This is a genomic window from Streptomyces sp. NPDC006207 (assembly GCF_040613835.1).
In the GTDB taxonomy this organism is placed as follows: domain Bacteria; phylum Actinomycetota; class Actinomycetes; order Streptomycetales; family Streptomycetaceae; genus Actinacidiphila.
On sequence record NZ_JBEXSX010000059.1, the window covers coordinates 12,788 to 24,775 of the forward strand.

10 protein-coding genes are annotated in these 11,988 nt (G+C 76.7%); 5 read left to right on the forward strand and 5 right to left on the reverse strand.

Annotated features, from left to right (window positions below):
* The first annotated feature begins 91 nt into the window (after positions 1-91).
* Positions 92-805 (forward strand): 3'-5' exonuclease, encoded by a 714-nt coding sequence (locus tag ABZ312_RS34490; protein WP_500321782.1) that lies wholly within the window; start codon positions 92-94, stop codon positions 803-805.
* On the opposite strand, the gene ABZ312_RS34495 is transcribed toward ABZ312_RS34490, so the two are convergent.
* Both ABZ312_RS34495 and ABZ312_RS34500 read right to left on the reverse strand, forming a co-directional pair.
* On the reverse strand, positions 786-2,417 hold the full coding sequence (locus tag ABZ312_RS34495; RefSeq protein WP_500321781.1) for a PQQ-binding-like beta-propeller repeat protein: 1,632 nt from the start codon (positions 2,415-2,417) through the stop codon (positions 786-788). The genes ABZ312_RS34490 and ABZ312_RS34495 overlap by 20 nt on opposite strands.
* A 66-nt stretch (positions 2,418-2,483) precedes the next feature.
* Complete coding sequence (locus ABZ312_RS34500) at positions 2,484-3,344, reverse strand: phosphotransferase enzyme family protein (protein WP_500321780.1); 861 nt, start codon at positions 3,342-3,344, stop codon at positions 2,484-2,486.
* Between the two features lie 33 nt (positions 3,345-3,377).
* On the opposite strand from ABZ312_RS34500, the gene ABZ312_RS34505 reads away from it, so the two are divergent.
* The 3 genes from ABZ312_RS34505 (at position 3,378) to ABZ312_RS34515 (ending at position 5,161) form a co-directional block, all read left to right on the forward strand.
* Positions 3,378-3,731, forward strand: a complete 354-nt coding sequence (locus ABZ312_RS34505; RefSeq protein WP_500321778.1) for a hypothetical protein — start codon at positions 3,378-3,380, stop codon at positions 3,729-3,731.
* Between the two features lie 165 nt (positions 3,732-3,896).
* A complete protein-coding gene (locus tag ABZ312_RS34510; protein WP_500321777.1) occupies positions 3,897-4,796 on the forward strand; it encodes a hypothetical protein in 900 nt (299 codons plus the stop codon).
* A gap of 65 nt (positions 4,797-4,861) precedes the next feature.
* Positions 4,862-5,161: a YciI family protein gene (locus ABZ312_RS34515; protein ID WP_500321776.1), complete on the forward strand. Its 300-nt coding sequence runs from the start codon at positions 4,862-4,864 to the stop codon at positions 5,159-5,161.
* Between the two features lie 16 nt (positions 5,162-5,177).
* On the opposite strand, the gene ABZ312_RS34520 is transcribed toward ABZ312_RS34515, so the two are convergent.
* Entirely contained in the window at positions 5,178-8,882 is a 3,705-nt protein-coding gene (locus ABZ312_RS34520; RefSeq protein ID WP_500439442.1) for a CHAT domain-containing protein, read from the reverse strand.
* Between the two features lie 220 nt (positions 8,883-9,102).
* Between ABZ312_RS34520 and ABZ312_RS34525 the strand changes: the two genes are divergently transcribed.
* The gene (locus ABZ312_RS34525; protein ID WP_500359328.1) at positions 9,103-9,489 is read left to right on the forward strand and encodes a nuclear transport factor 2 family protein; all 387 of its coding nucleotides are present in this window, start codon (positions 9,103-9,105) and stop codon (positions 9,487-9,489) included.
* A gap of 43 nt (positions 9,490-9,532) precedes the next feature.
* Here ABZ312_RS34525 and ABZ312_RS34530 read toward each other — a convergent pair whose 3' ends face one another.
* Together ABZ312_RS34530 and ABZ312_RS34535 are read right to left on the reverse strand one after the other, a co-directional pair.
* Positions 9,533-10,609, reverse strand: coding sequence for a carboxylate-amine ligase (locus ABZ312_RS34530; RefSeq protein ID WP_500321771.1), 1,077 nt, complete (start codon positions 10,607-10,609; stop codon positions 9,533-9,535).
* Between the two features lie 45 nt (positions 10,610-10,654).
* Complete coding sequence (locus tag ABZ312_RS34535; RefSeq protein ID WP_500321769.1) at positions 10,655-11,947, reverse strand: condensation domain-containing protein; 1,293 nt, start codon at positions 11,945-11,947, stop codon at positions 10,655-10,657.
* Between the last annotated feature and the right edge of the window lie 41 nt (positions 11,948-11,988).

Here is an 11,988-nt window from a genome sequence, read left to right on the forward strand (position 1 = left end):
GCCGGGCATGGCGGGCCGGCTCCGGACGGGGGAGGACCGCGGGCGACCGCCCGCGCGGCGCGGTGAGCGCCACGGTCACGGGGGGCGCGCGATGAGCTGGATCAGCGACGCGCTGGTCGCGTTCGACCTGGAGACCACCGGCACCGACGTCGAGACCGACCACATCGTCACCGCCGCCGTCGTACGGCTGGAGGCCGACGGGGCCGTCTCGCGGGAGTGGACCTGGCTGCTCGACCCGGGCGTGGCCATACCCGAGCAGGCCTCCGCGATCCACGGCATCTCGACCGCCCACGCCCGTGCGCACGGCGCCCCGGCCGGTGCGGCGGTCGAGGAGATCGCCCGCACCGTGGCCGAGGTACTGCGCTCGGGCACACCGCTGGTGGTGATGAACGCACGCTACGACCTGTCGTTGCTGGACCGCGAGTGCCGGCGGCACGGCGTCGCGTCGGTCAGCGAACGGCTGGGCGGCGTGCCGTCGCCGGTCATCGACCCGCTGGTCATCGACAAGCACGTCGACAAGTACCGCAAGGGCAGGCGGGCGCTGCAGGCGCTGTGCGCCCACTACGGCGTGCAACTGGAGGGCGCCCACGACGCGCGGGCCGACGCGGTGGCCGCGGCCCGCGTGGTGCGCCGCATGGGGGAGCGGCACGAGCCCGTCGGCCTGATGCCGCTGGCGGACCTGCACGCCCTTCAGGTCCGGGCGGCGGCCGAGCAGTCGGCCTCCCTCCAGGCGTACCTGCGGCGCACCGCCGACCCGGCGGCCGTCGTCGAGCAGGCCTGGCCGGTCATCCCCCGGCCGAGGTGACCTGGGGGTCCGCCGGCGCGACCGGGGCGCAGTCGAGGATCCGCCCGTCCACGGTCCCGACCAGGAACCTGCCGGCACCGGCCGCCGCGAGGGACAGGGGCACGACCACCTGACCGTCGACGCGCAGCCGGTGCCGTCGGCGCGGGCTGCCGGTGCGTGCGTCGAGCGCCACGACCTCCCCGGACCGGTGCGCGGCGTAGACGGTGTCCTCGTCGGCGTCCAGGGCCGTGACCGGCTCGTCGGCGGCGAACACCCACTCCGGCGTGCCGTCCGGGAACCGGCGCCGCACCACGAAGGCGTTCCGTGCCGGGGCCTCGCCCGCGTCGCGGACCACGGCGGCCTGGACCAGCGCGTCGCCGTCCAGCCGGACGGCCGGTCCGGGGAAGAGGTGGGAGCCGCGCCCGGGTTCCCAGTCGAGGGGGAAGAGCCTGCGCAGCTCCGGCTCGGCGTCCGCTGCCCCGCCGTCGAGCGCGCCGACCCACGCCCGGCCCCGCGGCACACCGTGGAGGTCCCGCACGAAGAGCAGTTCAGCGCCGCGCCGCAGACGGAAGTCGCTCGCCGTCAGCGTGAAGCGCGCCGCCTCGGTGCCGTCGGGGGCCAGCAGCCGGGTCGCGCCGCCCCCCTGATCCGGCCCTCCCTGCCGGACGGCGAGCCGGCCGTCACGGCTGCCGGTGAACGTCACCGCGTGACCGGGCTCGAAGGCCTCCAGCAACCGCCCGTCCGCCAGGGACACCCGCTGCACCAGCGTGCCGGAGCGCTGCCACCCCTGCCCCGACGGGCGCAGGGTGTGCCGGACGTTGACCCAGGCCGACCGCTGGTCGGCGGCCACGTGGATCTGCTGCCCGCCGTCCGGGTCGGGCACCGACCACTGGAGCTGCCCCGTCGGCAGCCGGCACTCCAGCAGCGCGCCCTCGGCCGTCGCCAGCACCCGGCCGTCGGCGAGCACCTCGACGGCCCGCACCTGACGGCGCGGCGCCCACGCCGTCCCCAGGGCGGTGCCACGCTCCGTCAGCAGGTCGCGGGCGTCGCCGCCCTCGGGGTACGCGTACGGCACCCGAGGGCCCATCACTTCGCGGTACCCGACGGAGCGGGCGGGCACCGCCCGCCAGTCCTCGCGCTCCAGGACGGACTCGAAGCCGTGGCTGAAGGCGTACTCGTGGTCCTTGTCCTCGGGGGTGACGACCAGCCGCAGGCGCCGCCCGTCCACCCACCGGACGGAGGTCACCTCGCGGCCGCCGTCCAGGACCGGCCGCACGTCGCCCGACTCCAGGTCCATCAGCAGCAGCTGGCCCTCGAAGTCCCAGCTGCCGTCGTAGCGGCCCACGCCCACGGCCACCAGCGGGAGGAGCGGATGGAAGGCGACGGAGTTCACCGGCCACGGGCACTCGTACACGTGCCGGCAGCGCAGGTCCCGGGCGTCGTAGACGCCGACGCGGTACCGGGGCCAGCGGTCGGTCCCCGCCCGCCCCGACTGCGGCCAGGAGATCCACCCCATGTCGCCGCCCACGACCAGGCGCCCCAGCCGCTCGTCCGCGACGGCGACGCGCGGTTCACCGACCTCCGCGAAGGGACGGTCGGCGAGGACACGACGCACGATCGAGGAATCTGACATGGACACCGCCCAGGCCGAAGGGGTGCCCATCCTCGCAGCCCGAGCCGGACGGCGAGGCAGGAAGGGTCAGAAGGGGTACCAGCGCACGGCCGGATCGCCGTCCCGCAACGAGGCCACCCGCCGGCGGAACTCCGCGAGCGCCGCCGGGTTGCCCGGCGCGTGCTGCGCCACCCAGGCACAGCTCGCCGTCTCCCGCGCCCCGCGCAGCACCGCGCAGCCGTCCCACTCGCGCACGTCCCAGCCGTAGGCGGCCGTGAAGGCGTCGTAGGCGTCCGTACCGAGGCCGTAGCGGTCACGGCTGAGCGCCATGACGACCAGGTCGTGCTCGCGCAGGTCGGCGGAGAAGGTCTCCAGGTCCACCAGGACCGGACCGTCCGGGCCGACGTGCACGTTGCGCGGCAGCGCGTCGCCGTGGATCGGCCCCGCGGGCAGGTGCGGGGTCAGTGCGGCCGCCGCGGCGGCGAAACCGTCCCGGCGTTCGCGCAGGTACGCCGCGTCCGCGGGGTCCACCGCCGGCCCGGCCAGCCGCAGCCACCGCTCCACCCCGTCCAGCAGGTCACGGCGCGGCAGGGCGAAGTCCGGCTCGGGCAGGGCGTGCACGAGCCGCAGCAGCGCGGCGAGGTCGGCGGGTTCCGCAGGCCGTACGGTGTCCGCAAGCCGCTCCCAGTACGTGACCGGGTGCCCCTCGACCAGCCGGGCCTGCGGCGCCGCCGCCCGTACCGCAGGAACGCCGTGCGCGGCCAGCCAGGACGCCGTGCGCACCTCGCGTGCGGCCCGGTCCAGCAGTTCGGGACCGCGGCCGACCTTCGCGACGGTCACGCCGTCCGCGAGTTCGAGCACCGCGTTCTCGCCGAGCGCGATCAGCTTCGCGCCGTCCTGTCCGTCCGCCGCGAGCACGGCCCGGGCGAGCTCTTCGGTGAACGCCATACGGCAATGATCGCAGATCAGTAGGCTGGTCCGGTGACCGAGGACGACGTCATGGCCTTCTGCGAGACGCTGCCGCGGCTGCGGCGCGCCGCGAGCGGCGACCCGGCCGAAGCGGCCGAGCTCGAGGCCGTCGCCGAGACCGTACGGCAGGGCGCCGGCGACATGGAGCTGGTCACCGACCTCGGGCTCCGGCTCGGCGTACGGTTCGACTCCCGCAAGGACGCGGGTGGTTACGCCCAGGTGCCCGGCATGACCGGCGGGGGCGGCGGCCTCCTGCGCCACCGCTGCCCGCGCGGCGTCTGCGCCCGCAGCGAGGACCCGACGGCGTCCGTCACCGCCCCGCACTGCGCGATGTTCGACGCCGAACTGCGGCCCGTCTGGTACTAGGCCTGTCGTCCCGGTCCCTGCGGGTGAAGGAGGAGCGTCCGGTGCGCGCAGTCCCACGGTGGAGGAAGCGTCCGGCACGGGCGGCCGGTCCCTGCGGGCGACGCGGCGGATGCGCCCGCCGGGCGGCGCGGGGCCGCAGCGGCCCGGAAGGCGGGTACTAGCGCGGTGGCGGGTCTGCTGGACGAGATCGGCGGGAAGCTCGCCGAGCGCTGGGTGTCCCTGCTCGCGCTGCCCGGATCGCTCTTCCTCGGCACCGCATGGGCCGCCCATGTGCTCGGCGGACGAGGGCCGTTCGACGCGGGCCGCCTGCTGCACGAGGTCGAGCGCTACGCGGACTGGACCGACGCCCACGGCGGCGCCGCGCTCTTCCTGGCCCTGGTGGCCGCGCTCCTGCTCGCCGTCGTACCGGGCCTGGCGGTGCAACTGCTGGCCCGCGCCGTCCAGGTGCTCTGGCTCGGGCCCTGGCCGGGAGGATCGGGGGAATGGCTCGTGCGCCGGCGCCGCGTCCGGCGCGAGCGCGCCGACGCGGACGTCGCGGCCCACCTGCGGAACCACGAACGCGACGGCGACGAGGCCGAACTGGCCGCCGCCCGGGCGGCCGAGGCACGCCGCGACCGGATCGCGCCCCTGCCCCCGGCCCGTCCCACCCGCATGGGCGACCGGATGCACGCCCTGGAGCACCGCGTCGGCGGGTACTACGCGGTGCCCTTCACGGCGGTCTGGCCGCGCCTGTGGCTGGCGGCCACGGAGGCCGACCGCGGGGAGATCCGCACGGCGGCCGGTGCCTTCGAGGCGTCCACCCGGCTGTGCGGATGGGGCCTGCTGTACGCGGCGCTGGCCTGCGTCACCGCGTGGTGGCCCGCGCTCGTCGTCGGCGCCGTGCTCGTGTCCGCCGCCTGGTGGCTCGGCCGCGAACGGCTCTTCGCCCTGGCGGACCTCGCCGACGCCGTCGTGGACCTGCGTCTGCGCTCCGTCGCCCGTGCGGTGGGGATCCCCGTCCCGCCGGGGCCCGTCGCCCCGGCGACCTGGCAGGAGCTCGACCTGGTGCTGCGCCGCCGCAGATGACCCCGCGGGAGCGGGCGCTGCCATGATGTGGCGGGCCGCCCGGCCCGCCACGAGATCGGACGAGCATGCTGCACCTGCTGTTCCTGACGTACACCGGATCGGAAGCGGACGCCGGGCCTTTCGTCGCCGCCCATGTCGCGTTCCTGGAACGCCACCACCGTGCCGGCACGTTCCTGCTCTCCGGGCAGACGGTGCCCTCGTCCGAGGGCGGCGTGATCCTCGCCCGGGGCACGGACCGGCGGACGATCGAGCGGATCGCGGCGGAGGACCCCCTGGTGACCTCGGGGGTCGCCGCGTACACCGTGACCACCGTCGACCCGGCCCGTGTGCACCCGGACCTGGCCGGACCGCTGGGCGGCGCCTGACGTCCCGTCGCGGGCCTCAGCGGCCGATGTGGACGAAGGGCGCCCAAACCGCCGGGGAGCGGGCGTAGCGGGTGCGCAGGGCGCGGATGACGTGGTTGAGGGCGCGGCCCGCGTCCGCGGGGGCGACGGCGCCGGGCGCCGGGCCGCGGAGCGCTGCGTACAGGCGGGCGGCCAGGAGGGCGCAGACCGCGTCGTCGGCCTCCCAAAGGGCGCCGACGACCTGGGGGTAGCCGGCGGTCTGGAAGGCGGAGGCGAGGTGGACGGCCTCGTCCGGCAGCTGCCCGGTGTGCGCGGTGTGGCAGGCGAGCAGCACCGCCAGCTCGGCGTAGAGCAGTTCCTGCCGGGAGACGTCCGCGGCGCTGAGCGGCCCGCCGTGCAGGAGCAGGTGACTGGCGGACGGGTCCCGCGGGTCGCTGACGCCGTGGCAGGCGAAGTGCACCCAGCGGGCCGTGCGCAGGGCCGACAGGACCCGTTCCGGCGTGGCCGCCTCGCCCTCGACGGCGCGTACGCCGCCCAGCGCGTCCGCGATCGCGGCGACCTCACGGGCCGAGGCGCCCGCCGAGCCCGCCGTGCCGGTGGGCCGGCCGACGGCGAGCAGCCGTCCGCCGGTGCGGCCGGAGGAGACCTGCCGGGCGTGCCGCAGGGCGCGCAGGGTGGGGGTGTAGGAGGAGGCCACCCGGTCCAGGACGGTGCTCCCGTCGCGCAGTTGGTGCCGCCGCTGCAGTCCGGCCGCGTGCAGCGGCAGGTACGCCAGCGGCCCGGAGGCCGACCACCACAGCCGGGGCGCGGCCGACGCGGGGGCGTCCGCGGGGAGCGGCCGGGTGAGGCCGAGGGCGGTGAGCACCGGCTCGGCCACGGTGCGCCAGAGCCAGGCGAGGGTGTCCAGGACGAGTTCGCGGGCGCGGTCGTGCTCCTCGTCGGGCGCGGTCCGCGGCAGGCTGACCGCGCCGAGGAACTCCTGTGCCCGCAGGGCCAGCTGTCCTTCCGTCAGCTCACGCAGCGGAACGGAGAAGATGCGCTCCTGCGTGACGATGAGCGCGTCGCACCGGAGCCGGTCCACGTTGACCGCGACGACCGGTCCCTGCGCCGCCACGGCGCGCATCTCTCGTTCCGTGGGCGGCATCAGGAACCGCTCGAAGCCCGGCTTGCCGCGGACGCGCATCAGCAGCGCCTCCCACTCGGCGGCCGGCACGTGCCGTTCCATGAAGTCCTCGCCCGCCTCGGCCCGCCGCAGGCGTCCCCCGAGCCCGGCGAACTCCCGAGCCAGCAAGGGGTGCGCCGCGGACAGGGCGGTCAGATCGGCGCGGGCCTCCAGGTCCTGGCCCATCAGGACGGCCCGGCCCCGCTCCAGCAGCGCCAGCGCCTGCGCGGGGCGCCCGGCGGCGAGCGCTGCTGCGCAGCCGGTGCGGCCGAGGCTCGTACCGGTCAGGGGATCGGGCCGGCCCGCCCCCGACGGGTCGGCGCCGTCCACCCCCAGGTGCGCCATGGGGTAGCGGCGGCCGAGCAGCGCCCCGCCGACGGTGGCCCGGCGGTCCTCCCGCGCCAGGGCCCGCGAGGCCAGCGACGGCAGGGTCTCCAGGGCCCGTGCCGCCGCGTCGGCCGCGGCCGCCCAGTCGTGGTGCTCCAGGGCGTCGGCCATCGCGATGCGCGCCACTTCGAACCGCAGCGCCGGCATCTCGCCCGCGGGCGACGCCACGAACGCGACCTCGGCCGCCCGCGCCGCCCGCCGGTCCCCGCGGACCGTGGCGTCGGTGTAGTCCGCCCAGTGGCCGTACGAGGTCACCATCCCGCCCAGCAGGTCCGTCAGGCCCGGGGTCCGTTCCACGCGCCGTGAGGCGTCGGCGATCCTGCGGCGCGCCTCGGCGGCCAGGACGGGGTCCTGGGTGAGCCCGGCGAGGTTGGTGAGCGCATTGGCGTACTCGACCTCCCCGGCGGCGCGCTCGGGCGCGTCCCCGGGCAGCAGGTCGAGCGCCGCGCGCAGCTCCCGGCAGCAGGCGCGCAGGGCGCCGGTGTCCATGGCGAGCACCGCCCGCATGTGCTGCCACGGCGCCGAGGCGAGGACCAGGCGGACGTGCTCCGCGCAGCCGTGGGGGAGTTCGGCCAGGACGCGGTCGCCGAGCGCGGCCGCCTCCTCGATCACGGCGGCGTCCTGGTCGGCCATGTAGCGCATCCCGATGACCGCCATCAGCAGGCCGGCCGTCCACGCGCGTTCGGCGCTGCCGGCCTCCGTCCGCTCCAGCGCCTCGCGCAACCGCCGCTCGGCGTCGGCGACGAAGGCGGGATCCATGCCCTGGGGCGTGCCGGGGCCCTTGGCCAGGGCGTCCAGCAGGGGCCGCATGTCGGGCGGGACGGGGAAGGCGGTGGTGAAGCGCGCGTACAGGTCGTCGGCTGCTCCTTCGCCCTCGCTCTCGGCCTCGCCGTCGCCCGTGCCCGTGCCCGCGCCCACGCCCGGTTCCGGTCCGGGCCCGGGTTCCGGGGCGGGGGTGGGGGCGGGGGTGACGGGGTCGGTGGGGAAGCCGTCCGGCGGCAGGGCCGACCGCAGCTGCACCGGCGGCAGCGCGGGCGCGAACCGCACCATCATCGGCAGGAACCGGGTCGCCACCGAGCCGAGGGCGCTCGGTACGAGCCGCATCCTGCCGCGGAGTTCGCCCACCGCGGCGGCCTTCTCGGCGACGTGCGGCAGCAGTGGATGGCCCGGTGGCAGCCGCTCCACGAGCGCGCGCAGCATTCGCTCGGCCTCGGCGGCGTCCGCGGCCTCCCAGTCCACGACCGCGCGGGCGGCCAGCAGCGAGGCCCGGTTCACCTCGTAGGTCCCGTTGTCGTCCGGCAGGCCCTCGGCCCGGTACGCCTCCAGGTGGCCCATCGCCTCGTCGATCGTCGCGCGGGCCGGCGCCCAGGGCAGCGTGCACATCAGCGCCGCCGCCAGCGCGAAGTGGACGCTGCGCATCTCGTGCCGGTCCCGGAGCCCGCCCATGGTGCGCCCGCTCGCCGCGGCCAGCGCCAGCCGCCCGCCCCGCACGGCGACGTCCACCGCCTCCCGGTCCCGCGGGTGGGCCCGGACCCAGGCGATCCCGGCGAGCACCGCCACCCGGCCCGCGTCCGGGGCGTCGACGTGCCCGGGGGTGACCGCGGCGAAGGCCTCCCGGGCACGCGCCCACAGCGCAGGCAACTCGTCCGTGGCCCCGCACTCGTAGCGGATCAGCGCGCAGTGCGCGAGCCGGGCGAGCAGCCCGGGACGGCACAGGTCGTCCGCAGGCAGCGTCGCCAGCAGCGCCGCCGCCCCGCCCTCCAAGGGGTCCGCGGGATGGAACGGCTGCTGGGCGGGGCCGGACGGGTAGCGGGCGGCGACGGCCACGAGGTCGTCGGGCGAGCGGTGCTGGGTCTGCGCCCCCAGGTGGTGGCGGACCTCGGGCGCGGTGCGGAAGTCGCCGTGCAGGTGCGCCAGGGTGCGGTCGGCCAGTTGCAGGTGCAGGACGAGCCGGGCGCGCAGCGGATGGTCGCGGGGCGCCGTGTCCAGGCCCAGCACGATCAGCGCGAGGGCGGCGGCGGCCGGGGCGCGGCCGTCCTCGCCCCGCCAGGACTCCCGCAACAGGTCCTCCGCCGCCCGCAGCAGGCTCCCGGGCGCCGGTCCGGCGCCGTCGACGAGGCGGCCGGTGCCCGGCGGCTCCGCCAGCGCGAAGCGCCTCAGCATGCGGTCCACGGCCGCGCGCGCGTCCGTCATCAGCCGCCCCCGATCCCCGTTGCCGGCGTCGCGGCAGGATAGCGCGCCGCCCGTGACCGGCCGCTCACTCCGGGGTACGGCGGAGCAGGCTTCGCGGCCGATGAGAACCGGCGCCCCAGGCCGCTTACGATCGGTGCAGAGCCCACACCTCGTGGCGGCCTCGGGGCCTCGTCGAGGCCGTCCATGGATCATCCGACGATTCCGCAGCCGGAGGGGCGCGATGGAAGACCGCGGTATCCGACAGGCGCTGGACCGGCACTGGGCAGCGTCCGCCGCCGGGGACCAGGACATCGAGCACGAGATCTATCACGACGACGTGATCACGGACTATCCCCAGTCGGGTGAGCGCATCCACGGCCGGCGCAATCTCCAGGCTCTGCGCTCGGGTCACCCCGCCAAGCTCGACTTCACCATCCGCCGGATCCTCGGCAGCGGGGATCTTTGGATCACCGAGTACGAGATCGCCTACGACGGGAAACCGACACCGACCATCAGCATCATGGAATTCCGCGACGGCAAGGTCGCGCACGAGACCCAGTACTTCGCGGACGCGTTCGCCCCGCCCGCCTGGCGGGCCCGATGGGTGGAGCCGATGCCCCGCTCCTGAGTCCGCGGCGATCCGCCCGCGTGGTGCGCTCGCCGGTGCGTGGTCACGCCGCGGTGCGGCGGACCGCGTCCCGCAGGACCGCGGCGGCGCCGCCGTGCGCGTACACCTGGCGCTGCCGGCGGGCGCCGGAGCCCTGGGAGGTCAGGCGGTCCACGCCGGCGCGGACGGTGTACAGGTCGCCAGCGTCCTTCAGGGCGTCCTCGACGTGGGCGACCAGGGACTCGACGACGTCGTGCGCGCTCGCCGGACGGAAGGTACGCGGATGGAGCAGGGCGCCGTCCAGCCCGGAGCGGCTGGCCCGCCATGAGGCGAGCCGGAGCAGGGACACGTCGTCGCCGGGCGCGGGGCACCCGTCGGCCCACTCGCGGGCGGCGGTCTCGACCAGGCCGCGCACCAGCGCGGCCAGCACCACCGCGTCCTGGTACTCCGGGCACACGTCGCAGACGCGCACCTCCACCGTGGGGAACTTCGCCGACAGCCGGGCGTCGAAGTAGAGCATGCCCTGGTCGAGCAGGATCCCCGTGGCCAGCAGCCGCGACACCGCGGCGCGGTACCCCTCGGCGGAGCCGAAGCCGCGGGTCGGCCCGGCGGTGGGCCAGCGGCCGAAGACCTGGTAGCGGTAGCTCGCGTACCCCGTGTCGGCGCCCTGCCAGAGCGGCGAGTTGGAGCTGAGCGCCAGCAACGGCGGCAGCCAGGGGCGGATGCGGTCGACGACGGCCACGCCCTCCTCGTCCGACTCGACCCCCACGTGGACGTGACAGCCGCAGGTCAGGGTCTCCTGCGCGGTGAGGCCGAAGGACTGGGCCATCCTGCGGTAGCGGCCCCTGGGGGTGAGCCGGGGCGGCACCGCCATCGGGGAGGTCCCCAGCGCCGCCACCGCGACGCCCTCCGAGCGGGCGAGCCCGGCCGCCCGGCGGCGCCAGGAGCGCAGCTCCTCCCGGAGCTGGTCCAGGGTGACGCAGGGGGAGCTGTTCAGTTCGAGCTGCTGTTGCTGCAGCTCGGCCACCAGTTCCCGGGGCCAGGGGCCGCCGTCCAGCACCGCGTCGGCCACCGCGCGCGGTTCCCCGGACCGCGCGTCCACCAGGAGAAGCTCTTCTTCCACTCCCACGGTGCGTGCCACGTCCTTCCGATACCCGCTGAGCCCGCGGCTATCCGTCGGCGGGCCTCACCCGGCGGACAGGAGGTGGTCCATGGCGCGCCGGCACAGGTCGGCGGCCTCCTCGCCCACCGTGGACGTCACGCTCAGGAACAGCCGCCCGCCCAGCCCCACCACGATCACCAGCGGCGCCCCGGACAGGCTGGTGTGCGCGGCCCCGTGGACGGCGGCCAGCCGCAGCGGCCCGTACGTCCCGGGAAGGTCCAGGCGCGTGTTGCTCACCGACACGTCGAACCGGGGGCCGCGCGTCTCGCCGCGCCGCAGGAGGGCGCCGACGGCGCGGTGCGGCAGGAACGAGGTCAGCCGGAAGACGCGCACGAGCGGCCGCAGCTCCTCCGGGGTGAGCCGGGCGTGGATCCCGGCCCGCGCGGCGCGCGCGGCAGCCCACAGGTCGTCGGTGCCGCCGTCCACGGGAACCACGAAGCTCGCCGCGTACAGGCCCATGGCCTCACCGGGCGACGGTTCCAGCACCCGGCGCAGGTCCGCCGCGACCGCGATCCGCGCCGGGCGGCCGGGCGCGGCGGCCCGTGCGAAGGCCGCGCACAGGGCGGCCTGCAGCGTCGCGCCCTGCGCCCGGCACCGCTTGAGCAGCAGCTCCGTCTCCTCGCGCTCCAGTGACCACGCGTGGTAGGCGAGCCGCCCGTCCGAGGGGTAGGGCGGCCGTACGGGCCCGCCCAGCGCGCGGGCGGTCTTCAGCAGGTCCCCGGGGTGGGCGCGGGGGCCGGGGATCAGCTCGTCCGCGGGTGCCGCCAGCACCGGCACCGGGCCCGCGTCCGACGCGTCCGACGCTTCCGCCGCGGCCCTCCGGTGTGCGCCGGGCGGCCGTGCCGGGCCGGGCAGGGGGGTGCCCGCCGGATCGGGCCCCCCGAGGTGGGTCAGCAGGTCGCGCATGACGACGCCAGCGGAGACGGCGTCGGCCACCAGGTGGTGGTAGACGGTGACGAGGTCGAAGGCCTCGCCCGCGTCGACGAGCACGAAGCGGGCGAGGGGACCCGTACGGGTGTCGAAGGGCCGCTGGAGCTCCTCCTCCACCACGCGGGACCAGGCGCCCGCACCGGCGTCCGGGACCACCCGCACCCCCGGGTCCGGCACCCCGGCCGTGGTGAGCCGCCCCTGCCACGGCCCCGGGTCGGCGATGCGGACGCCGAGCAGGGGGTGGCGGCGGCGCACGGACGCCACGGCCGCGCGCACGCGCCCGGGCGTGGTGCGGCCCTCCACCCGGGCCACGGCGGCGATGTTGACCGGGAGCCGCTCGCCCGCGGCCCAGATGACGCGTTCGTACGGGGACAGTCGGCGGCGCATGGGGGTGCTCCCCCTTCCGGGGTTCCTGGTGGGGTTCCTGG